Annotated in this window: 19 protein-coding genes; 7 read left to right on the top strand and 12 right to left on the bottom strand. The window is 74.1% G+C overall.

What is annotated here, in order from left to right:
• Positions 1 to 24: 24 nt before the first annotated feature.
• Together CP984_RS01965 and CP984_RS01960 are read right to left on the bottom strand one after the other, a co-directional pair.
• Positions 25 to 1,182, bottom strand: coding sequence for a FecCD family ABC transporter permease (locus CP984_RS01965; protein WP_003981751.1), 1,158 nt, complete (start codon positions 1,180 to 1,182; stop codon positions 25 to 27).
• Positions 1,179 to 2,267, bottom strand: a complete 1,089-nt coding sequence (locus CP984_RS01960) for a FecCD family ABC transporter permease (RefSeq protein ID WP_003981752.1) — start codon at positions 2,265 to 2,267, stop codon at positions 1,179 to 1,181. The genes CP984_RS01965 and CP984_RS01960 overlap by 4 nt, the downstream gene beginning before the upstream one ends.
• Positions 2,268 to 2,409: 142 nt before the next feature.
• Between CP984_RS01960 and CP984_RS01955 the strand changes: the two genes are divergently transcribed.
• The 4 genes from CP984_RS01955 to CP984_RS01940 all read left to right on the top strand — a co-directional run bounded on the left by CP984_RS01955 (position 2,410) and on the right by CP984_RS01940 (position 8,931).
• A complete protein-coding gene (locus CP984_RS01955) occupies positions 2,410 to 3,387 on the top strand; it encodes an ABC transporter substrate-binding protein (RefSeq protein ID WP_030180268.1) in 978 nt (325 codons plus the stop codon).
• A gap of 123 nt (positions 3,388 to 3,510) precedes the next feature.
• On the top strand, positions 3,511 to 3,741 hold the full coding sequence (locus CP984_RS01950) for a phosphopantetheine-binding protein (RefSeq protein ID WP_003981754.1): 231 nt from the start codon (positions 3,511 to 3,513) through the stop codon (positions 3,739 to 3,741).
• Positions 3,738 to 7,700: a non-ribosomal peptide synthetase gene (locus CP984_RS01945; RefSeq protein WP_003981755.1), complete on the top strand. Its 3,963-nt coding sequence runs from the start codon at positions 3,738 to 3,740 to the stop codon at positions 7,698 to 7,700. The genes CP984_RS01950 and CP984_RS01945 overlap by 4 nt, the downstream gene beginning before the upstream one ends.
• Before the next feature lie 142 nt (positions 7,701 to 7,842).
• A complete protein-coding gene (locus tag CP984_RS01940) occupies positions 7,843 to 8,931 on the top strand; it encodes a YncE family protein (RefSeq protein WP_003981756.1) in 1,089 nt (362 codons plus the stop codon).
• Between the two features lie 19 nt (positions 8,932 to 8,950).
• Here CP984_RS01940 and CP984_RS01935 read toward each other — a convergent pair whose 3' ends face one another.
• Positions 8,951 to 9,940: an ArsR/SmtB family transcription factor gene (locus tag CP984_RS01935; protein ID WP_003981757.1), complete on the bottom strand. Its 990-nt coding sequence runs from the start codon at positions 9,938 to 9,940 to the stop codon at positions 8,951 to 8,953.
• An 87-nt stretch (positions 9,941 to 10,027) separates the two neighbouring features.
• Between CP984_RS01935 and CP984_RS01930 the strand changes: the two genes are divergently transcribed.
• Positions 10,028 to 11,287: an MFS transporter gene (locus CP984_RS01930; protein ID WP_050498852.1), complete on the top strand. Its 1,260-nt coding sequence runs from the start codon at positions 10,028 to 10,030 to the stop codon at positions 11,285 to 11,287.
• Here the strand turns inward: CP984_RS01930 and fes are convergent.
• Positions 11,203 to 12,480, bottom strand: coding sequence for an enterochelin esterase (gene fes, locus CP984_RS01925; protein WP_003981759.1), 1,278 nt, complete (start codon positions 12,478 to 12,480; stop codon positions 11,203 to 11,205). The two genes, CP984_RS01930 and fes, sit on opposite strands and share 85 nt — an antisense overlap.
• 71 nt (positions 12,481 to 12,551) lie before the next feature.
• Positions 12,552 to 13,154, bottom strand: a complete 603-nt coding sequence (locus CP984_RS01920) for a GNAT family N-acetyltransferase (protein ID WP_030180260.1) — start codon at positions 13,152 to 13,154, stop codon at positions 12,552 to 12,554.
• A 171-nt stretch (positions 13,155 to 13,325) separates the two neighbouring features.
• Here CP984_RS01920 and CP984_RS01915 point away from each other — a divergent pair, with 171 nt between their 5' ends.
• A complete protein-coding gene (locus CP984_RS01915; RefSeq protein ID WP_003981761.1) occupies positions 13,326 to 14,204 on the top strand; it encodes an alpha/beta fold hydrolase in 879 nt (292 codons plus the stop codon).
• Between the two features lie 46 nt (positions 14,205 to 14,250).
• Here CP984_RS01915 and CP984_RS01910 read toward each other — a convergent pair whose 3' ends face one another.
• Positions 14,251 to 15,063, bottom strand: coding sequence for an AraC family transcriptional regulator (locus CP984_RS01910; protein ID WP_078575823.1), 813 nt, complete (start codon positions 15,061 to 15,063; stop codon positions 14,251 to 14,253).
• A gap of 6 nt (positions 15,064 to 15,069) precedes the next feature.
• Here CP984_RS01910 and CP984_RS01905 point away from each other — a divergent pair, with 6 nt between their 5' ends.
• Positions 15,070 to 15,645: a class I SAM-dependent methyltransferase gene (locus CP984_RS01905; RefSeq protein WP_003981763.1), complete on the top strand. Its 576-nt coding sequence runs from the start codon at positions 15,070 to 15,072 to the stop codon at positions 15,643 to 15,645.
• A 33-nt stretch (positions 15,646 to 15,678) separates the two neighbouring features.
• On the opposite strand, the gene CP984_RS01900 is transcribed toward CP984_RS01905, so the two are convergent.
• The 6 genes from CP984_RS01900 to rfbB all read right to left on the bottom strand — a co-directional run bounded on the left by CP984_RS01900 (position 15,679) and on the right by rfbB (position 21,608).
• Positions 15,679 to 16,911 (bottom strand): TolB family protein, encoded by a 1,233-nt coding sequence (locus CP984_RS01900; protein ID WP_003981764.1) that lies wholly within the window; start codon positions 16,909 to 16,911, stop codon positions 15,679 to 15,681.
• A gap of 105 nt (positions 16,912 to 17,016) precedes the next feature.
• Positions 17,017 to 18,090, bottom strand: a complete 1,074-nt coding sequence (locus tag CP984_RS01895; protein WP_003981765.1) for a FecCD family ABC transporter permease — start codon at positions 18,088 to 18,090, stop codon at positions 17,017 to 17,019.
• Positions 18,087 to 19,139, bottom strand: coding sequence for a FecCD family ABC transporter permease (locus CP984_RS01890; protein WP_391870097.1), 1,053 nt, complete (start codon positions 19,137 to 19,139; stop codon positions 18,087 to 18,089). The genes CP984_RS01895 and CP984_RS01890 overlap by 4 nt, the downstream gene beginning before the upstream one ends.
• On the bottom strand, positions 19,136 to 19,738 hold the full coding sequence (locus CP984_RS01885) for a dTDP-4-dehydrorhamnose 3,5-epimerase family protein (protein WP_003982090.1): 603 nt from the start codon (positions 19,736 to 19,738) through the stop codon (positions 19,136 to 19,138). The genes CP984_RS01890 and CP984_RS01885 overlap by 4 nt, the downstream gene beginning before the upstream one ends.
• Positions 19,726 to 20,613, bottom strand: coding sequence for a dTDP-4-dehydrorhamnose reductase (gene rfbD / locus CP984_RS01880; RefSeq protein ID WP_003982091.1), 888 nt, complete (start codon positions 20,611 to 20,613; stop codon positions 19,726 to 19,728). Before rfbD ends, CP984_RS01885 begins: the two co-directional genes overlap by 13 nt.
• Positions 20,610 to 21,608 (bottom strand): dTDP-glucose 4,6-dehydratase, encoded by a 999-nt coding sequence (gene rfbB, locus CP984_RS01875; RefSeq protein ID WP_003982092.1) that lies wholly within the window; start codon positions 21,606 to 21,608, stop codon positions 20,610 to 20,612. The genes rfbD and rfbB overlap by 4 nt, the downstream gene beginning before the upstream one ends.
• Positions 21,609 to 21,631: the final 23 nt, after the last annotated feature.

Genomic DNA, 21,631 nt, shown 5'->3' with positions numbered 1-21,631 from the left:
CGGCAGTGCCCGCCACCCGCCGGGTCACCGCCGCCCCGTCCCCCGCTCCGGGCGGAAGAGCACCCACAGCAGGAAGGGTCCGCCGAGCACGCTGGTGACCACGCCGACGGGGATCTCGACGGGGGCGATCACCCGGCCCAGCGCGTCGGCCCCGGCGATCAGGGCGCCGCCCACCAGCCCGGAGGCCAGTACGGGTACCCGCGACCGGCCGCCCAGGCGGTCCGCGAGGACGGGTGCGGCCAGTGCGACGAAGGCGATGGGGCCGCCGACGCCCGCTGCCGCGCCGGAGAGCAGCACCGCGAGGGCCAGCGCCAGGGCGCGGATCCGGCGGACGGGCACGCCGAGTCCGGCGGCCGTGTCGTCGTCGAAGCGCAGCAGTTGCAGCCGGTTTCCGGCGGCGAGGGCGAACGGGAGCAGGAAGAGCAGGACCAGCAGCAGCGGCGTGCCGACCGACCAGTCGCGGCCGCTGAGGCTGCCGACCGTCCACAGGAAGACGCCGCCCGCGGTGTTGTCGTTCTGGCGGGACATCACGAGGTCGGTGACGGCCCCGACGACGGTCGAGACGCCGATGCCGACGACGAGGACGCGGTGGCCCCGGTGTCCGGCGCCGCCCGCGCACAGCACGACCAGCGCGGCGGCCAGCACCGCGCCGACCGGCCCGAGCCACCATTCGCCGATCATGCCGGTGGACGATCCGACGACGGAGGCGACGACGGCCGCGGTGGCGCCCTCGTTCACGCCGATGATGTCGGGGGTGGCGAGCCGGTTGCCGGCCAGCGTCTGGGTGAGGCAGCCGGCGATGCCCAGCGCCGCGCCGACCATGACGCCGACGGCGATCCGCGGCAGCCGGAAGTCCTGGACCAGCATCACGGTGGCCGGATCACCCGTACCGAACAGGCCGGAGAGCGTTTCGGCGAAGCCCATGCCGGTGGAGCTGGCGAAGGTGCCCAGCGCGACCAGTACCAGGATCAGCAGCCCCAGCGCCACGGCGACCAGCGCGCCGCGGCGGGGGAACAGCCAGGAGAGGGCGCCGGTCCGCAGGACGAGGCTGTCGGGCGGGGTGACGTCCGGGGGAGGTGCGGAAGCCGTGGTGGGGGCCGGGTCCGTACAGGGCCCGGCATCGGCGGGCGGCCTGGGGGAGGGGATACGGGCCGCCCGGTCCTTCGCCGTCGGGTCCGTCATGCTGTGCCTCCCGCCGTGGACAGCCGCCGGGAGCGGGCGATCCAGATCAGCAACGGTCCGCCGACGAAGGCGAGAAGGACGCTCACGGGGGTCTCCCAGGGGCGGATGGCGACCCGGGCGAAGATATCGGCCGCGATCATCACATCGGCGGCGATCAAGGCCGACAGGGCCAGCTGCGCCGCCATGCGCGGGCCGGTGACGGCGCGGGCGGCGTGCGGGGCCAGCAGGCCGAGGAAGGCGATCGGCCCGGCGATCGCCACCGCCGACCCGGCCAGCAGCGTCACCGCCCCGGCGACGACCACCCGGATCAGGCCGGGGCGGTGCCCCAGCGCCCGCGCGCCGTCGTCGCCGAGCGCCAGGGCGGCCAGCGGACGGGCAGAGCCGAAGGCGACCAGCAGGCCGATGACGATGAGCGGGATCAGCGGGTAGGTGTCGGAGGTCTTGAGGCCGGCCAGGGAGCCGATGGTCCAGTAGCGGAAGGTGTCGAAGGTCGACTGGGTGCTGAGCAGGACGTAGGAGGTCATGCCGTGGAAGGTGGCGCCGAGCGCGGAGCCGGCCAGCACCAGTCGCAGTGGTGACGCCGCGCCCCGGCCCGAGGCGGCGAGGAGCAGGACCACGGCGCTGGCGGCCATCCCTCCGGCGAGCGCCCAGCCCAGCAGGGCGTACGACGACCGCACCCCGAAGTACGTGAGGCCGATGACGACGCCGAGCGCGGCGCCCGAGTTCACGCCGAGCAGCCCGGTTTCGGCCAAAGGGTTGCGGGTGACGGCCTGGAGGAGGCAGCCGGCGGCGCCGAGGGAGACGCCGACGAGGACGGCCGCGAGAGTACGCGGCAGCCGTACATCGAGGACGGCGAGCCGGAGTTGGGCGTCGGCGCGGGCGGACGGATCGCCCATGAGGAAGTCCCAGGCGCGCGCGACGGGGCTGGAGCCGGTGCCGACGAGCAGGGACAGCACCGTCAGGGTGGCCAGCAGCGCGGTCAGGGCGACGGCGGCGGACAGGATGCGCCGGCGGGGTCCGGGCGGCCGGGGCGGAGGGGGCTCGGTGCCGCCGACGGGGGCCCCGGTCTCTTGCGCAACCAACATAAGGTTAGCCTAACCTAAGGCTCGATCGGGGCTTCTGTCGTCCGACAGGACCGAACACCTTGGTATTTCCGGCATGCCCCGTAACAACCGTTCCGTCAAACGCCGCTCCGGCGCCGGACTTCACCACTCGGAGACTACAGACATGTCCACGCACCCCTCGCCGCGCGTCCGCCCGACCGCGGCGGCCGCCGTCACCACCGCCCTGGCGCTGGCCCTCACCGCCTGCGGAGGGGACGGGGCCGGCGGCTCGGAGAAGGCGAAGAGCGGCGGCGCCGGCAAGGTCACCGTCACCGACGCCACCGGTACCGAGGTCGAGGTGCCCGCCAGACCTGCCAAGGTGGTCGCGCTCAGCGAGATGGACCTCGACTCCGCGCTGGCACTCGGCGTCAAGCCGATCGGGCTGACCGCGGGCCGCGGCCAGAAGGGCGCCCCCGAATACCTCGCCGGGCGCGCGGGCGGCATACCGGTCGTCGGCGCCGTCACCGGCCCCGACATCGAAAAGGTGCTGCGCGCCAAGCCCGACGTCATCCTGGCCGGGCAGCTCGCCGACCAGAAGGTGCTCCAGCAGCTGAAGGCCATCGCGCCGACCGTCGTCACCATCGGCCAGGACAAGGACTGGAAGAAGGCTCTCGACCTCACCGGCCGGGCCCTCGGCAAGCAGAACGAGGCCAAGGCCTTCGTCGCGGGCTACGACGCCAAGGTCGCCGAGCTGAAGAAGAAGCTGGGCTCGCACGCCGGCGCCACCGTCTCCGTCGCCCGCTACTCCGCCAAGGGCACCGCCGTGATGCAGCAGGGCGTCTTCATCAGCGATGTCCTGAAGGACCTCGGCTTCAAGCGGCCCGGCATCCAGAACGAGCGCGGCCAGGGCCACTCCACCCCGATCAGCGACGAGGACATCAAGCAGATCGACGGCGACTGGCTGTTCATCGGCACCCTCGCCGCCAAGGGCAAGGACGCGGACCTGTTCGCCGAGCTGAAGAACAAGCCCGCCTACCGGCAGCTCGGCGCCGTCCGCGACGGCCACGCCACCGAGATCGACGGTTCCAAGTGGACCAGCCTCGGTGGCGGTCTGGCGGCCATGTCCGTCCTGGAGGACATTGACAAGGCCATGACCACGTAACGGACCGCGCCGCCACCGGCCGGGCAGCGCCCCGGCCGGGCGCCCGCCCCGCGGCCGTCCGCCGACGTACGGCCCCCTCCCGGCCGGCCCCGCCGGCCACACGCTCAAGGAGAACGACACGCCATGGCACTGACCATCGATCACCTGCGCGCGGACGTCGCCGACGTGCTCGGCGAGGACCCGGCCGACATCCCGGTGGACGAGAACCTCGTGGACTACGGCATGGACTCGGTCCGCATCATGGCGCTCCTGGAACGCTGGCGGCGCGATCACGGCACCCGGGCCGGCTTCGTGGACCTCGCCGAGCAGCCCGCCATCGAGGCGTGGGCCCGCATCCTGGGCGTCGCCTCGTGACGGCGCCGGTCGACACCGGAGCGCGCGTCCGCGACACCGGTACGGACGGCCGCGACACCGCCGAGGGCCTGCCGCTGACGGCCGCGCAGACCGGCCTGTGGTACGCGCAGGCCCTGGACCCGGCGAGCCCCGCGCAGAACACCGCCGAATACCTGGAGATCCACGGGCCGGTGGACCCGGCGCTGTTCTCCGACGCACTGCACCAGGTCGTCGCCGAGGCCGACGCGCTGCGGGTCCGCATCGTCGAGACCGACGGCGGGCCGCGCCAGCTTCCGCTGAGCACCTGTCCTGCGCCGCTGCCGCTGCATCTGGCGGACCTGCGCGCGGAGGACGACCCCGACGGCGCGGCGCGCGCCTGGATGCGGGCCGACCTGTCCGAGCCGTTCGACCTGGCCGCAGGGCCGCTGTTCGCGCACGCGCTGTTCCGCGTCGGCGAGAGCCGCTGGCTGTGGTACCAGCGCGTCCACCACGTCGTCATGGACGGCTTCGGCTACTCGCTGCTGGCCCGCCGCACCGCCGAGGTCTACACGGCGCTCGCGGCCGGCGAACCCGTCGGCCCCAGCCCCTTCGGGCGGCTGACCGACCTGGTCGCCGAGGACGCCGCGTACCGGGCGGGGGAGACGTACGAAGCCGACCGGCGGCACTGGAACGAGGCGTTCGCGGACCGGCCCGAGGCCGTCAGCCTGGCCGGGCGCACCGCCCTGCCCTCCCGCACCCACCTGCGCCGCACCGTGCACCTGGACCCCGAGGCCACCGACCGGCTCAAGGAACTGGCCTCCTCGGTCCGTGCCACCTGGCCCGACGTGCTGCTCGCCGCCCAGGCGCTGTACCTGTCCCGGGCCACCGGCGCCGAGGAAGTCGTCCTCGGGCTGCCGATGATGGGCCGGATGGGCTCGGTGGCGCTGCGCGTCCCCGGCATGGTCATGAACGTACTGCCGCTGCGGCTGACCGCGAGCCCGGCCGCCACCTTCGCCGAACTGACCCGCCAGGTCGTCCTCGGCATCCGGTCGGCCCGTCGCCACCAGCGCTACCGGTACGAGGACATCCGCCGCGACCTCGGACTGCTCGGCGCGGACCGGGCGCTGGTCGGGCCGCTGGTCAACGTGATGCCGTTCGACTACGGCCTGGACTTCGCGGGCGCCCCGGCCACCGCGCACAACCTGTCCACCGGCCCGGTGGACGAACTGACCGTCAACGTCTACGACCGCGCCGACGGCCGCGGCCTGCGCCTCGACCACGACGCCAACCCCGCGCTGTACGAGGAGGCGGAACTCGGCCGCCACCAGGAACGGTTCCTCGACCTGCTCTCCCGGCTGGCGCACGCCGACCCGCACGAGCCCCTGGGCACGCACGGCATCGCCACGGCGGCCGAACGGGCCCTCGTACTGGAGACGTTCAACGCCACCTCCCGGCCGCTGCCGCCCACCACCCTCATCGGCCCCATCGAGGCCCAGGCCGCCCGCACCCCCGGCGCCACCGCGCTGGTCCACGGGGACAGCGCGTGGACCTACGCCGAACTCGACGCCCGCGCCAACCGGCTGGCCCGCCACCTGGCATCCCTGGGCGTGCGCCCCGGTACGTTGGCCGCCGTCGCCGTACCGCGCTCCGCCGACCTCGTCCTCGCCCTGCTCGCCGTCCTCAAGGCGGGCGGCGCCTACCTGCCGCTGGACCCCGACTACCCCGCCGACCGGCTCGCGTACATGCTCGACGACGCCCGGCCGGTGTGCGTGATCACCGACCGGGAGGGCCGGGTACCCGGCGACGGACAGGTGCCGCTGGTCGTCCTGGACGGCCTCGACCTGACCGCGTACCCCGGCACCGTCCCGCCGCGCCCGCTCACGCCGGACCACCCCGCGTACGTCATCTACACCTCCGGCTCCACCGGCCGTCCCAAGGGCGTCCTGGTCGGCCACCGGGCCATCGACAACCGGCTGCGCTGGATGCAGGGGCAGTACGGCCTGGAACCGGGCGACCGGGTGCTCCAGAAGACGCCCTCCGGCTTCGACGTGTCCGTATGGGAGTTCTTCTGGCCGCTGCGTCAGGGCGCCACGCTGGTGGTGGCCGACGCCGGCGGTCACCGCGACCCCGCCTACCTGGCCCGCGTCATCCGCGAACAGGCCGTCACCACGTGTCACTTCGTCCCCTCCATGCTCCAGGTGTTCCTCGCTGAACCGGACGCGGCGGCTTGTACGGGGCTGCGCCGGGTGTTCTGCAGCGGCGAGGCGCTGCCGCGCGAGACCGCCCGCGAATTCGCGCGGGCTCTGCCCGGTGTGGAACTGCACAACCTGTACGGCCCCACCGAGGCGGCCGTCGACGTCACGTACCACGCCTGCGCACCCGACGGTGAGGGGCCGGTGCCCATCGGGGCGCCCGTCTGGAACACCCGGCTGTACGTCCTGGACGCGGCCCTGCGCCCCTGCCCGCCCGGCGTCCCCGGCGAGCTGTATCTCGCCGGAACCCAGCTCGCCGACGGCTACCTGGGGCGGCCCGAGCTGACCGCGACCCGCTTCGTCACCGACCCGTACGGACCCGCGGGAAGCCGTATGTACCGCACCGGCGACCTGGCCCGCTGGACCGACCGCGGCGAACTGCTCTACCTCGGCCGCACCGACCACCAGGTCAAACTGCGCGGCCAGCGCGTCGAGCTCGGCGAGATCGAGGAGGCGCTGGCCGCCCTGCCCGCCGTCGGCGCGGCCTGCGCGGTGGTGCGCGAGGACCGGCCCGGCGACCAGCGGCTGACCGGCTATGTCACGCCCGAGAGCGGCGACGGCGCGGCCCCGCCCGATCCGGAGGAACTACGCGACGCGCTCGCCCGCACGCTGCCGGAGCACATGGTGCCCAACAGCGTGCTCGTGCTGGACGCGTTCCCGCTCAGCCCCAACGGCAAGCTGGACCGCAAGCAGCTTCCCGCCCCCGCCTTCACCTCGGGGCCCGGCCGCGCCCCGCGCACCCACCGGGAGGAGACCCTCACCCGGCTGTTCGCCGAGGTGCTGGGCCTGCCCCGGGTCGGCGTGGACGACGCGTTCTTCGACCTGGGCGGCACCTCGCTGCTGGCCGCCCGCCTGATGGCGCGCGTACGCGACACGCTCGGCGCGCGACTGGCCATCGGCGCGCTCTTCCAGGACCGCACACCGGCCGCGCTCGCCGCCCGCCTGGACGGCGACGGGTCCGGCGGCGACGCGCTGGACGTGCTGCTGCCGCTGCGCCGGACCGGCGACCGCGTACCGCTGTTCGTGCTGCATCCGGCGGGCGGCATCAGCTGGTGCTATTCGGGCCTGCTGTCCCGGCTCGACCCGGCGCAGCCGGTGTACGGCCTCCAGGCCCGCGGCCTGGCCCGCGACGAACCCCTCCCGGCGACGATGGAGGAGATGGCCGCCGACTACATACGGCAGTTGCGCGCCGTCCGGCCGCACGGCCCGTACCGGCTGCTCGGCTGGTCCGTGGGCGGCGTCCTCGCCCACACCGTGGCGGTGCGGCTCCAGGAGGCGGGGGAGGAGGTCGACTTCCTGGCCCTGCTGGACGCGTACCCGTCCGACCAGTGGCGCGACCAGGCCGTACCCAAGGAGACCGACGCGCTGACCGCCCTGCTGCGGATGGCGGGCTTCGAGCGGACGGACGAGCTGACGCGGGAGGACGTCCTGGAGACGCTGCGCCGCGAGGGCAGCGCGCTGGCCGGGCTGTCCGACCGGACGCTTTCGGCCGTCGTGGACATCGTCGTCAACAACGCCCGCCTCATGCGGGAGCACCGGCACCGGGTGTTCACCGGCGACGTGCTGTTCTTCACCGCAGCCGCCCCGCGCGCCGAGACCTGGCTGACCCGGGAGGCGTGGACGCCGTACGTGCAGGGCGAGATGGCCAACCACGATGTGGAGTGCCTGCATCCGCAGATGACGCAGCCGCGCTGGATGGACGGGATCGCGGCGGTGGTCGCGGAGCGTCTGGCCGCGCTGGACGTCTGAAGGCCGCGCTGGACGCCTGAAGGCCGCGCTGGACGTCTGAAAGAAGTGCAACTTAGGTAAGGCTAAGCTAACCTGTGATCGCGTCGGGGGATCCTCCTCCGACTTCCCTCTCCCGCCTGCCTCTTCAGGAGGAGTCCAGACCATGAGCGCCCCCAGGACGCCGAAGTCCCGCCCTGCCGCCCGCCGCCTCGTCCGCCACACCACCGCCCTCGCCGTCGCCGCGGGCAGCGTCCTCGCGGTGAGCGGCACCGCCGTCGCGCACGACCGGCCCGCGCACCAGCCGTCGTACCGCGTGGACACCGCCCAACTGGCCACCGGGCTCTACCAGTCGGCCTACTCCGAGCGCCACCACGTCCTGTGGGCCACGACAGCCGTCGGCCGCCCGCCGGTCACCCGGTCCGGACTGCTGAAGGTCGACCCGAAGACGCTCAAGACCAAGGCCGCCTACACGCCGCCGGTCACCGACCAGGCGACCGGCGCGGTCGAGGCGGTCTACGGCGTGGCCGTGGACGACGAGCACGACACCGTGTGGACCACCAACACCCGCAACAACTCGGTGGCCGTCTACAGCCAGCGCACCGGCAAGCACCTCGCCACCCTCCCGGGCGTCGCCCACGCCCGCGAGATCGTTGTCGACAAGCGCCACGACCTCGCCTGGGCCAGCGGCTTCGGCGACGGCTCCGTGGTCGCCTTCGACACCCGTACGTTCAAGGAGAAGAAGCGGGTCAAGGTCGAGGGCGCGGGCGCCGCCGGGCTCGCCGTCGACACCCACACCGGCACCGCCTACGCCACCGACCTGACCAACGACCGGATCATCGCGGTCAGCCCGTACAAGTCCGAGCCGCGCTTCATCCCCACCGGTGACGCCCCCATCGGCATCGAGCTGTCCGCCGACGGCCGCACCGCCTACACGGCCAACCAGGCCGCGGGCACCCTCTCCGTCGTCGACCTGCGCAAGGGCACCGTCACCCGGACCGTCACCACCGGCGCCGGCGCCATCTCCGTCGCCGCCGACCACCGCTCCGGCCGGGTCTTCGTCGCCAACCGGGGCAGCGGCACCACGACCGTCGTGGACCCGGAGAAGGGCACCGTCCTGGCCGACCTGGCCACCGGCCCCAACCCCAACCACGTCACGGTCCGCCGCGGCACGGCCTACGTCGTGGACAAGTCCGCGGCGGGCGCGGACCGCGTCGACTCGGTGCACCGCATCAGCCTCACGCGCTCGCGCTGAGGGCACGGACGTACGGCGGTCACCGCTGCGGGGCGTCCCCCGTCAGCTGATCGCCGAGGGGGCTGCGCCGGTACAGGACCTGCCGCCCGTGGCGGGCGCGCGTGACCAGCCCGGTGGCGTGCAGGACACGCAGGTGCTGGGACACGGCGCTGGGCGTCACCCGCAGGCGGCGGGCCAGTTCGACCGTGGGCAGCGGCTCCTCGAGGAGGGTGAGCAGTTTCGTGCGAGGGGCGCCGATCAGCGACACGAGGTCACGCGTGCCGGTGGTCGGCGCCGACGCCCAGAGCGTCCCGACCCCACGGCTGGGATAGACCAGGGACGGGGGCGCCTGCGGGCTGACCGGCGGCGCGGGCTTGTGGGCGAACACCGAGGGCAGCAGGAGCAGTCCCCGGCCCGAGGCCGCCGCGTGGTGCCTGCTGATCATCTTGTCGATGTACAGCACGCCGTCGTGCCACCGCAGGTTGGGATGCATGTCGGCGAAGAGCAGCCGGGTGCCGCCCATGGCCAGCTGCCGCGCGCGGTACGTCATGTCGGCTTCCACCACGAGCCGTATCTGCGGCCACCACGGCCGCACGGCGATCTCCCAGTAGCCCCGCAGCAGCTCACAGACGGTGTCCCGGAGCCGTACGGCCGACGCGTCGTCCTGCGCGGCCGCGTCGCGCAGCGCTTCGGGGAGCGGGTCCGGCGCATGGGTGGCGAGCAGGTCACGGCGTACCAGGTCCGGGGGAGTGCCGCGGACCTGGGCCAACTCTTCTTCGAAGGCCGGGGCGAAGCCCGCCGGCCTGGGCGTCAGGAAGTCCGGCAGCGTCAGTCTGCGCGCCACCAGGGACATCAGCAGGCCGGTGTCCAGCGCGCCGAGCCTGCCGAGCACGGACCGGCGCCACGGGAGATGCAGCGCGAAGAGCCCCGGACTGTGCAGGACCCGCAGGCTGAACACGGTTTCCTGCAACGGCGAGACGGCGAACCGGGTGTCCGCGAGGTCCTCGACATCGAGCGCGAAGCTGATCATTAAGCCCTACGCTACATCGATGGGCTCCGGTCCGCCGGTGCCGTGAACTACAACCATGACGCAGCCCCGCACCCCCGCGGCCCGCCGATGAGCCGCCGGCTGGTCCTGCTCCTGGCCGTCACCTGCGCCGTGGCCGTGGGCAACATCTACTTCCCGCAGGCCGTCACCCCGCTCCTCGCGGACGGGCTGCACGTGCCGTCCGACACGGCCGCGCTGGCCGTGACCGCCACACAGATCGGATACACGGCCGGCATCGTCCTGCTGGTCCCCCTCGGTGACCGGTTCGCGCACCGCTCGTTCCTCGTCGTCCTGCTCGCCCTCACCGGACTGGCCCTGCTGGCCGCGGGCTGCGCGTCCGCCCTGCAACCCCTTGTCGCGCTCAGCGCCGTGGTCGGCCTGACCACGGTGGCCGCTCAGGTCGTCGGCCCACTGGCGGCCGGTCTCGTGGCCCCCGACCGCCGGGGCGCGGTGATCGGCACCCTGCTGAGCGGATCCACCGGCGGCATGCTGCTGGCCCGTACGTTCAGCGGCACGCTCGGCGAATGGCTGGGCTGGCGGGCCCCGTACCTGGTGGCCGCGGCCGTGGCCCTGCTCCTCGCCACCGTGCTGGCGTTCGCGGTGCCCGCGACGGCTCCCGGCTCCCGGCAGTCCTACCCCGCGCTCCTGGCCGAACCGCTGCGCCTGCTGCGCACCGAGCCGCAGCTGCGCCGCTCCTGCCTGTACCAGGCGACCGTCTTCGCCGGATTCTCCGCCGTCTGGACCTGTCTGGCGCTCCTCCTCGACGGTCCGGCCTACCGGCTGGGCGCTCCGGCCGTCGGCATGCTCGCCCTGGTCGGTGCGGCGACCATGTTCTGCACTCCGCTCGTGGGCCGCCTGGTGGACCGCTTCGGGCCCGATCCGGTGAACACCGTGTGCCTGGCCGCCGTCCCCGTCTCGGCCGCGATCCTCGCCGCGGGCGCTCGCGGCGGCGCGCCGGGCCTGGCCGCGCTGGTCCTCGGCACGCTGCTCCTCGACGTCGCGATGCAATCCGGCATGGTCGCCAACCAGGCCCGGGTCTACGCCCTGCGCCCCGACGCCCGCAGCAGGCTCAACACCGCCTATATGACCTGCGCTTACCTGGGCGGCAGTGCGGGTTCCTGGTTCGGGGCGCGCGTCTGGAGCGGGGCCGGGTGGTGGGGCGTATGCGCGCTTGCGGCGGGACTCGCCGCGGTCGCTCTGGTCCGCCACCTACGGGCGCTGTACGCGGCCCCGTCCTGCCGCCGTCAGCCGTCGGCGGATCCCGCCGCCGCCCCCGGGCCGAGCAGCGCGCACAGCCCGTCGGCCAGTTCCGTACGCCAGCACAGGTAGTCGTGGCCGCCGTTGTACTCGCGGTAGACCGCGTCCTCGTAGCCCTTGGCCGCCAGGGTGTCGCGCAGCCGGCGGTTCGCGGGCAGGGCGACCCACTCCTGCTCACCCGCCGAGAGCCGGAACCGTACCGGCAGCCGCGGGGACGCGGCGATCCGCTCGGTCAGCCACTGGGCGCCGGGCCCGTTCGGCCACCAGAAGGAGCCGGACTGCGCCAGGACACAGCCGAACCGGCCGGGCGCGGTCACCGCGGTGTACGCGGCGGTCAGACCGCCCAGGCTCTGGCCCGCCACGACGGTACGGGCCGGGTCGGCGGCCAGCGGAAGGTCCGCGGCGGCCCACGGCAGCAGCTCGTCCGCGAGGAACCCGGCGAACCGCGGATCGCAGGTCATCTCGGCCCAGCGGGCGTCCGCGCCCAGGGACTCCGGCAGCAGCGCGACCAGCGGCGCAATCCTGCCGTCCGCGATGAGGTTGTCCAGCAGGGTGGCCACCCCGAGCCCCGGCTGCCACATCTCTCCGTCCAGGAGGACGAGGACGGGCAGTTCGGCGCCCGGTTCGGCACCGCGCGGCGGCGCGTATCGCCACACCCGGCGCGCGTTGCCCAGCCGGGCGCTGTGCACTGTATGCACGGAGATGCTGCCGCGGGGGACGCCCGGCCGCTCGCGCCACTCCTCGCCGCGCGGCGCGTCGGACAGCGCGACGCAGGAGGCCGGGGGTCCGCCCCAACGGCTCGCGAGGGTATGCGGATTGAGCGGGTCCAGGCGCCGCTGCGCACGCAGCCACGGCCAGTACGCCTCGTCGTCGGCGCCGGGACCGTCGCCCTCGTCCACACACAGCGTGTATGTGGCGTGCCAGTCCCGGCGCATCCGTACGGACCAGTGCCACACGTCCGTGCCGGGAACGCGGTCCATGAGATTGCCCGCCGGATCGCGCGGATCGGCGAGCTTGTTCGGCGACACCAGGACCGCGCGGGTGGTTCCGGAGCCACGCCACAGAAACGTGACCAGCGCGTGGTCCGCCGCGCCCCACGGATCCGGCCCGACCAGCGGCGTGCCCTCCTGCTCCACCGCCCGCCAGAAGTCCGCCCCGCCCGCCCGGCGGACCACCCGCTCGTCCGTGACACGCGGCACGGGGGAGGGCCGCGGTACCCGGGGAGGATGGCGCGGCGTGTCGGCGGGCGGGGCGGCTGCGGTCATCGGGACGGTCTCCGTGTCCGGGGCGCGGGTGGCCGGGCGGTCGATAAGGTAAGGCGAGCCTTACCTTATCGTCAGCGTTCCGGGCGTCGCATCATCCACAGCGTCGGCCCGTTCTCCGGCAGCTGCACCTCCTGCAGCACGGTGAAGCCGAAGTGCTCGTAGAAGGGCAGGTTGGCCGACTTGGAGGACTCCAGGTACACCGGCAGGCCCGCCGCGTCGGCCTTCGCCAGCCCCGAGCGCAGCAGGGCGGCCCCGTGCCCCTGCCCCTGGCCGGCCGGGTCGGCGCCGATCACGGCCAGGTACCAGTGCGGCTCCTGGGGCGCGTGCTCGGCGGCCGCCCCGACGGTCTTCCGGAACATGGGCCCGCGGCCGCCGAGGAGGCCATCGAGCTCCCGCAGTGTCTCCTCGTCGGGAACGGCCTTGTCCCGCGCCTCCGGGGGCACCCAGAAGGCGGCCGCCGCTCCGGTGCGCTCGCACACACCGTGATGGGCGTACTGCCGGGTGAAGATCGTGGTGAAGTAGCGGCCCAGCCGCTCCTCGCGGGCGTCCTCGCCGGGCAGGAACCAGTGCATCATCGGATCGTCGTCGAAGGCGCGGGCCAGGGTGCGGCCGATCATCGTGGCATCGTCGAGCGTCGCCGTCGTCGGCGTGTTCGGTATCGACATACGGGTCATTCTGCACCCCGGTGATCTTGGGTGGCGGGCGGGGTCGGGTTCCTCCCGGAGCCCACGCGGCGGCGGGGCGACGCCAGTTGGGAACTCCGCGCCCTGCGCCCGGGCGGGTGAGCGCGCCGGGACCGCCACCGCCCGCCGTTCAGGGCCGACCGCTCCGGCTACCCACCCGGGATGAACGATTACGTGGACACCGCCGCCCTGCGGATCGCCTACGACGTCAGTGGCCCGCCGGACGGGCGGCCGGTGGTGGCGGTGCACGGCTGGCCGGACGACATCCACTGCTGGGACGGGGTGCTGCCGTACCTGCACCGGGCCGGCTGCCGGGTCCACCGGCCGTATCTGCGCGGCTTCGGGCCCACCCGCTTCCGCTCCGCCGACCGGCGGCGCAGCGGGCAGATCGGCGCGCTCGGCCGCGACCTGGCCGACTTCGTCGAGGCGCTGGACCTGCATGACGTGGTGGTGGCGGGGCACGACTGGGGAGCCCGCGCCGGATACGTCGTCGGCGCGCTGTTCCCCGACCGGATCAGCGCGCTCGTCGCGATCTCGGCGGGCTACTCGACCAACCGGCCCGACAGCGCGGTGCCGTATCCGCTGGCCCACGCCTACTGGTACGAGTGGTACATGGCCACCGCCCGGGGGCGCCGGGCGATGACCGAGGACCGCCGCGGCTTCTGCCGCTATCTGTGGAGCACCTGGTCACCCGGGTGGAGCTTCGCCGACGCCGACTTCGAGCAGGCGGCCGAAGCCTGGGACAACCCCGACTGGGCCGACATCACCGTCCACGCCTACCTGCACCGCTGGGGCGAGGCGCCCGGCGATCCGGCCTACCAGGACATCGAGGACCGCCTCGCCGACCCGCCGCCCGTCCGCGTCCCCACGCTCGTACTCCACGGCGAGCAGGACGGGGACAATCGCGCCGGCACCACCGAGGGGCAGGAGGGCCTGTTCGCAGGCCCTTACGAACGCGTCCTGCTGCCCGGCATCGGGCACTTCCCGCCCCGTGAGGCGCCGCGGGCCACCGCCGACGCGATCCAGCACCTGATGTCCTGACCGGTCGAGTCGTCAGGGCGAGAAGACCGCCACGATGAGAGGACCGTCAAGGCGAGAAGTAGACCCCGGGCGGCACCCCCACCACCCGCCGGAACGCCGCCACGAACGCGCTCGGTGACGCGTAGCCGACCCGTGCGGCCGTGGCCGCCACCGTCGCGCCGCCCGCCAGCAGTGGCATCGCGGCCTGGAGGCGGACCCGGGTACGCCACTGACCGAACGGCAGGCCCGTCTCCGCGGCGAACGCGCGGGCCAGCGTCCGGGCGCTCGCGCCCACTTCGGCGCCCCACTGCGCCAGCGTCCGGTCGTCCGCCGGGTGCGCGCGCAGGGCGCGGGCGACGTGGCGCGCCCGCGGGTCCCGCGGCAGCGGCGCCAGTACGGTCGCCACCGACAGCGGCACCAGCTGGTCGAGTGCGACCGCTTCGGCCCGCTGCCTGGCGTCCGCGCTCAGACCGTCGTCGGCCAGGTACACGATCAGCTCGCGCAGCAGGGGCGGGACGCCCACGACGGTGGGCACCGACCAGTCCACCGGACAGCGGTCGGGCCGGCACCACAGGCTCCGGCCCAGGACCGGGCCGGACGCGCCGGTCGCGTGCTCGGTGCCGGCCGGTATCCACAGCGCCATGGTCGGCGGCAGCACCCAGGTGTTGCCCAGGGCGCGTACGGCGATGACCCCGCGCTCGGCCCAGGCCAGTTGGTGGGTCGTGTGCCAGTGCCGCCCGTACCACTGGCCGTCGCCCACCGCGAAGCTGCCGACGACGACGGCGGCCTGCGGATATCCGCCGCGCGGCGCCAGCTGTCCGTATCGCGACAAGGTGTGTCCCCCCACCTCGTGGTGGACATCCTCCGCGGTTCCTAGCATCGCCGCATGACCTCCATGAATCGGTTACACCAGTGGATCTGCAGCTCCGACAAGTGGGCCCGCGGGGTCGAACGGAGCCTGCTCCCGTGGGCCCTGGACGGAGTGGAACCCGGCGCCGCCACCCTGGAGATCGGCCCCGGCTACGGCGCCACCACCCGCGTTCTGGAACGGCGCGTGCCCGGCCGCCTCAGCGTCCTGGAAGTCGACGCGGACTTCGCGAAGGACCTTCAGGAGACGTACGGGGAACGGGTCGAAGTCGTGCACGGCGACGGGACGTCGATGCCGTTCCCCGACGGCGGCTTCGACACCGTCGTCTGCTTCACCATGCTGCACCATGTGCCGTCCCCGGAACAGCAGGACCGCCTGTTCGCGGAGGCCGGGCGGGTACTGCGCCCCGGCGGCGTCTTCGCGGGCTGCGACGGCTGCGCGAGTGTGACGTTCCGTCTGCTGCACCTGGGCGACACCTACGTGCCCGTACCGCCGGACACGCTGCCGCGGCGGCTGCGCGCCGCCGGGTTCGGGCAGGTCGACATCACCGTCACGAAGGGAAGGTTCCGCTTCCGCGCCGTACGGGGCAGGTGACCCGGGACCGCTCGCCCGCGGGGGAGGCGAGCGTCACCGGCACAGCAGGAACACGTCCTCGGTGTCGTTGGTGTCACCGGGCACCAGGTCCGTCGCCCAGGAAGAGAAGGCGATGCGCCGGGCCTGCGCGTCGGGCGCGGGCGGGCCGTGCCGTCCGGTGCCCGGGGCCTGCACCCGTCGCGTCCGGCCCGTTTCGAGGTCGCGCACGCTGATCCCCGTACCGTCCTGGAAGACGAGGTGCCGGCCGTCGGCGCTGAAAGCGCCCGCCGAAGTGCTCGCGCCGGGCTCGGTGGCGTCCAGCCGCCAGGTCGTGGCGCGGCGCAGGTCGCGGACGAAGACGTTGTCCCCCTGGTTGGTGTCACCGGGCGTGATCTTGTCGGAGCGGGTCCGGAAGAGGACATGGCGGCCGTCGGGGCCGATACCGGTCAGGGTGGACATCCGGTCCGAGGGTCCGGCTCCGTCGTACGGCACATCGACCTGCTGCGTGCGCCCGGTCTTCCGGTCGGTGACGTACACGTCCTGCACCGGCGGCCCGGACACCTTCGACACGTACAGCCCGTACGCGACGAAGCGGCCGTCCGCGCTGATCTTCGGGTCGGCGGCGCCCCGGGCCCAGTCGGCCGGCGGCGCGCTCACCCGCTGAGTGACTCCCTCGGTCAAGTCCCTTACGTAGATGCGCACTTCGCCCCGCACGCCGAGCGGGTACCACGGCGTGTCGTCCGCCACGAAGGCGACATAGCGGCCGTCCGCGCTGAGGGACGGGCTCCGGGAGACGATGCCGTAGCCGTCGTCCAGGCCGACGTTCGCCTTGACGGTACGGCCGGTACGCAAATCCCGTACGTACACGTCCGCGATCTCGCCCGGCGGGCCGGGCCGCCCGTCGTCGGTGTGCGAGACGGACGCGAACGCCAGGTGACGGCCGTCGGCGCTCAGTGCGGCCTCGTCCGTCCACGCGTCCGCGGGCGCGCCCACGTCCCGGGCGGTGACCCGGGCCAGGGCACCGGTGCGCAGATCCTTCCAGAAGACCTGCGGCCGGTACTTCACGCTGTCCGGCGCGAAGGTGGTGGCCTGGGAGGCGAAGGCGACGACACGGCCGTCGGCGCTGAGGGAGGGGGCATACGAACGGCCGTCGCCCTGGGTGCCGTTCGCGGTGACGCTGATCCGCTCGGTACGGGGCGGGCCTGCCGCCGCTGCCGGAGCCGCCACACCGCCGACCGCCACCACGACCGCCGCCAGTCCCGAAATCAGCGCGGCTCTGCCCCTCATGATCCCCCCAGAGCGACCGGTCTCCGGCCCCGCACCGGAGTACCCCGGAACACCCTCGCACCGCAGTCGCTGCGGCACCGCACTCCTTTCCGGCCATCCCGCGCCCTACACCTTCCCCGACCTTCGCTCCAGGAACAGCAGCCAGGCCAGATACGCCCCTCCGCCCACCCCGGTGATCACGCCCACCGGCAGGATGCCGGTGCCGGAGACGCGCTGGGCCGTCCAGTCGGCGAGGGTGACCAGGACGGCGCCCATCCACGCCGCGGGCAGGACGTTGGGGCCGGGGGAACGGGTGAGGCGGCGGGCCAGTTGGGGGGCGGCGAGGGCCACGAAGGGGATGGGGCCGGCGGCGGCGACGGCCAGGGCCGTCAGGCCGGTGCCGGTGGCGAGGAGGGCCAAGCGGCTGCGTTCGGGGGCCACGCCGAGTGCCGCCGCCGTGTCGTCGCCCATCTCCAGCAGGGTGAGACGGCGGGCCAGGGCCAGTACGGCGGGTGCCAGGGCGGCGACGCCGAGCGCGGCCACGCTCACGTCGGACCAGCCGCGTCCGTTGAGGCTGCCGATCATCCAGGTGGCGGCCTCGGCGGCCTTGCCGAGGTCGGCCCGTACGTACAGATAGCTGGTCAGCGAGCCGAGGACCGCCGAGCCGCCGATGCCGACGAGCACCAGCCGGTAGCCGTGCACCCCGCGCCGCCAGGCCAACAGGTAGACCGTGGCGGCGGTGGCCAGGCCGCCGAGCACCGCGCCGAGGGCGATCTGCGCGGTGCCGGCCTCCAGGAGGATGACGGAAACCAGGGCACCGGCCGAGGCGCCGCTGCCGAAGCCGATGACGTCGGGGCTGCCGAGCGGATTGCGGGCGAGTGACTGGAAGACCGCGCCGCTCATGCCCATGGCGAAACCGGCCAGCAGGCCGTCCAGCACCCGGGGCAGCCGCAGGTCCGTGACGACGAAGTCGGCGCCGGGCGGGCCGTCCCCGAAGAGGGTGGCGAGGACTTCGGCGGGGGCGAGGTGGTAGCTGCCCGTGCCGAGGGACAGGACGGCCACGACGGCGCCGGTCAGCGCCAGCAGCCCGCAGACCAGCAGGGCGCGGCGGCCCAGTCGCAGGGACAGCCCGCCGTGGGTGCGCAGCACCGTCGGGCGTGGCGCGGTACGGCGTACGGCAGGGGTACGGACGACGTTCACAGCTGGGCCACCTTGCGCCGCCGGACGAGATGGATGAACACCAGGCCGCCGCAGAACGCGGTGACCACCCCGACCTCGATCTCGGTCGGCGGGGCCAGCACCCGGCCCACGATGTCGGACCCGAGCAGCAGGACCGGGGCGAAGACGGCGCAGTACGGGAACAGCCACCGGGTGTCCGGGCCGCAGAAGGCCCGGACCGCGTGCGGGATCATCAGGCCGACGAAGCCGATCGGTCCGCAGACGGCGGTGGCGGCACCGGACAGCAGGGTGATGGCGACGATGGACAGCACCCGGGTCCGGCCCAGCCGCGCGCCGAGGGAGCGGGCGGTGTCCTCGCCCAGGGCCATGGCGTTCAGCGGGCGGGCCACCGCCAGTGCCAGGACGGCGCCCGCGAGCAGGAACGGCAGCGCGGCCGGCAGCAGGTCGCCGCGGCGGCCCGCGAGCGTGCCGACGGACCAGTGCCGCATGGTCTCCAGCGCGCCCAGGTCCGTCAGTTGCAGCCCGTTGACATAGCCGAAGAGGGCGGCGTTGACGGCGGTGCCCGCCAGGGCCAGGCGTACGGGGGTGGCAGCGCGGCTGCCGCCGAGCGCGTTGACCAGGACGGCCGCCACCCCGGCGCCCGCCAGCGCGAACCACAGATAGCCGGTGAACGAGGTCACGCCCAGCACGCTGATCGCGGTGACCACGGCGGCCGAGGCGCCCGCGTTCACGCCCAGGAGCCCGGGGTCGGCCAGCGGGTTGCGGGTGAGGGTCTGCATCACGGCGCCGGCCAGCCCGAGCGCGGCGCCCGCCGCGACGCCCAGCGCCGTACGCGGCAGCCGCAGCTCCCGCACGATCCGGTCGTCGGCGGTGCCGGTCCACCCGAACAGGCCGTGCCACACCTGGTCGAGCGGGATGGCCCTGGCGCCCACGGCGATGCTCGCCAGCACCACGGCGGCCAGCAGCGCCAGGCCCAGCAGCAGCCCGCCGGCCCGCACCGCCCGGCGCCCGGCGGGCGGCGCGGCCGGGACGGGCGGGGCGGCGCGCGGCGCGGTCACGGTCGTCGTCACGCGGCGCTGCCTTCCCGGACGGCCCGGTGGCGCACGCACTCCTCGTACGAGGGCAGCAGCCCCAGCCGCTCGGCCTCCGCCAGGGTGGGCGCGGCGGCGTCCTTCGCGGACAGCACCGGGTCGGCACCGGCCGGCCAGTCGATGCCCAGGTCCGGGTCCAGCGGGTGGATGCCGTGCTCGCGGTGCGGCTGGTAGCCGGTGGAGCACAGGTAGACCACGGTGGCGTCGTCGGTCAGGGCCATGAAGGCGTGCCCGAGCCCTTCGGAGAGGTACACAGCGCCCGACCCGTCCTCGTCCAGCGGTACGGCCTCCCACGCGCGGTAGGTGGGGGAGCCGGTCCGCAGGTCCACCACCACGTCCAGCACGGCGCCGCGTACACAGGTGACGTACTTGGCCTGACCGGGCGGCACCTCGCTGAAGTGCACGCCGCGCAGCACACCGCGGCGCGACACGGAACAGTTGGCCTGCGCCAGCACCGGGGCGAGGCCGGTCGCGCCGGTGAACTCCGGCCGCGTGAACCACTCGTGGAAGGAGCCCCGGTCGTCCCGGTGGACGAGTGCTTCCCTGACCCAGGCTCCCTCGATGCTCAGCGGGCGCACGATATGGCTCCTTCCAGCGTCGCGGTCACCGCGGCGAACTCGTCGGCGAGCGCGACGCGCCAGTGGCGGGGCGCGGGCAGCCCGGCGGCGGCCCAGCGGTCGTGGCCCAGCACGCTCCAGGCGGGGCGGCGGGCGGGGCGGTCCAGGGCGGCGCTGCCGGTGGGGTGGACGCGGTCCGGGTCGGAGCCCGCCAGCCGGTACACGTCGCGCGCCAGGTCGTACCAGGTGGTCAGCCCGCCGACGGTGGCGTGGAAAACGCCGGGGCGGGCGGGCCCGCGCCCCAGGGCGAGCAGCCGCTCGGCCACGTCACGGGCCGGAGTGGGCTGCCCCGTCTGGTCGTTGACGACCTGCACGGTGGCGTCCCGCAGCGCGCGCTCGGCCATGGTCCGTACGAAGTTGCGGCCGTGCGCGCCGTACAGCCAGGCGGTGCGCACGACGGTCCCGGTGTGCGGCAGCGCGGTCAGCACGGCGCGCTCGCCGGCCAGCTTGCTGCGGCCGTACGCGGTGCGCGGGCCGGTCGGCGCGTCCTCCGCGTACGGGGTGGTGGCGTCGCCCGCGAAGACGTAGTCGGTGGAGACGTGCAGCAGCCGGACGCCGCGGCGGGCGCAGGCCAGGGCCAGGCCGCGCACCGCGTCGGCGTTGACGCGCCACGCCTGCTGCTCGTGGGTCTCGGCCGCGTCCACGTCCGTGTACGCGGCGCAGTTGACGACGACGGTCGGCCGGGCCCGCCGCAGGGTGAACTCCACGGCACGGGTGTCGGTCAGGTCCAGGGACCGGCGGTCCAGCGGGAGCGCGCACTCGCCCTCGGCGGTCAGCAGACGGCACACCTCGCGGCCGAGCATCCCGCTCGCGCCGGTGATCAGCCAGCGGTTCACCGGGCGGCACCTCCCAGGGCGGGAGCCGCGGTGGCCCACCAGTCGGCGTGGTCGCGGTACCAGGCGACGGTTTCGGCGAGCCCGTCCTCGAAGGAGTGCCGCGGCTCATAGCCCAGCTCGGTACGGATCTTCGTCCAGTCCACCGAGTAGCGCCGGTCGTGGCCCTTGCGGTCGGTGACGTGCTCGACCCGGTCCCAGCCGGCGCCGCAGGCGGCCAGCAGCCGTTCGGTGAGTTCCCTGTTGCTCAGTTCGGTGCCACCGCCGATGTTGTAGACCTCGCCCGGCCGGCCGCCTTCCAGGACCAGGCGCAGCGCCCGGCAGTGGTCGTCGACGTGCAGCCAGTCGCGGACGTGCAGCCCGTCGCCGTACAGCGGGACGCGCCCGCCCGTCAGCAGCCGGGTGGTGAACAGTGGGATGACCTTCTCGGGGTGCTGGTAGGGGCCGTAGTTGTTGGAGCAGCGGGTCACCGACAGGTCCAGGCCGTGCGTACGGTGATGGGCCAGCGCGAGGAGGTCGGATCCGGCCTTGGAGGCGGCGTACGGCGAGTTGGGGGCCAGCGACTCGTCCTCGGTCCAGGAGCCTTCCGCGATCGAGCCGTACACCTCGTCGGTGGAGACGTGCACGAAGCGGGCGATGCGGTGCTGTACGGCGGACTCCAGCAGGACCTGCGTGCCCAGGACGTTGGTGGCGGCGAACTCGGTGCCGCCCGCGATGGACCGGTCCACATGCGACTCGGCGGCGAAGTGAACCACCGCGTCGTGCCCGGCCAGCAGGGAGTCCACCAGCGGCCGGTCGCGGATGTCGCCGTGGACGAAGGAGAACCGCGGGTCGCCTTCCACGGGGGCGAGGCTCGCGCGGTTGCCCGCGTAGGTCAGCGCGTCCAGGACGGTGACGTACGGCCCGCCGCCAGGGCCTTCGCAGGCGTCGGGGCCGAGCAGGGTGCGGACGAAGTGGGAGCCGATGAAGCCGGCTCCGCCGGTGACGAGAATTCTCAAGGCGTCAGTCCAAGAAGGGAAAC

Source organism: Streptomyces rimosus (genome assembly GCF_008704655.1).
Taxonomy (GTDB): Bacteria; Actinomycetota; Actinomycetes; order Streptomycetales; family Streptomycetaceae; genus Streptomyces; species Streptomyces rimosus.
This window is presented reverse-complemented; position numbering and strand designations above follow the sequence as displayed.

Coding starts and splice junctions, on each gene's coding strand:
- CP984_RS01950 (WP_003981754.1), top strand. CDS start 3,511: ATGGCACTGACCATCGATCACCTGCGCGCGGACGTCGCCGACGTGCTC.
- CP984_RS01935 (WP_003981757.1), bottom strand. CDS start 9,940: ATGATCAGCTTCGCGCTCGATGTCGAGGACCTCGCGGACACCCGGTTC.
- CP984_RS01960 (WP_003981752.1), bottom strand. CDS start 2,267: ATGTTGGTTGCGCAAGAGACCGGGGCCCCCGTCGGCGGCACCGAGCCC.
- CP984_RS01955 (WP_030180268.1), top strand. CDS start 2,410: ATGTCCACGCACCCCTCGCCGCGCGTCCGCCCGACCGCGGCGGCCGCC.
- CP984_RS01910 (WP_078575823.1), bottom strand. CDS start 15,063: ATGCTAGGAACCGCGGAGGATGTCCACCACGAGGTGGGGGGACACACC.
- CP984_RS01965 (WP_003981751.1), bottom strand. CDS start 1,182: ATGACGGACCCGACGGCGAAGGACCGGGCGGCCCGTATCCCCTCCCCC.
- fes (WP_003981759.1), bottom strand. CDS start 12,480: ATGACCGCAGCCGCCCCGCCCGCCGACACGCCGCGCCATCCTCCCCGG.
- CP984_RS01900 (WP_003981764.1), bottom strand. CDS start 16,911: ATGAGGGGCAGAGCCGCGCTGATTTCGGGACTGGCGGCGGTCGTGGTG.
- CP984_RS01905 (WP_003981763.1), top strand. CDS start 15,070: ATGACCTCCATGAATCGGTTACACCAGTGGATCTGCAGCTCCGACAAG.
- CP984_RS01930 (WP_050498852.1), top strand. CDS start 10,028: ATGAGCCGCCGGCTGGTCCTGCTCCTGGCCGTCACCTGCGCCGTGGCC.
- CP984_RS01920 (WP_030180260.1), bottom strand. CDS start 13,154: ATGACCCGTATGTCGATACCGAACACGCCGACGACGGCGACGCTCGAC.
- CP984_RS01940 (WP_003981756.1), top strand. CDS start 7,843: ATGAGCGCCCCCAGGACGCCGAAGTCCCGCCCTGCCGCCCGCCGCCTC.
- CP984_RS01915 (WP_003981761.1), top strand. CDS start 13,326: ATGAACGATTACGTGGACACCGCCGCCCTGCGGATCGCCTACGACGTC.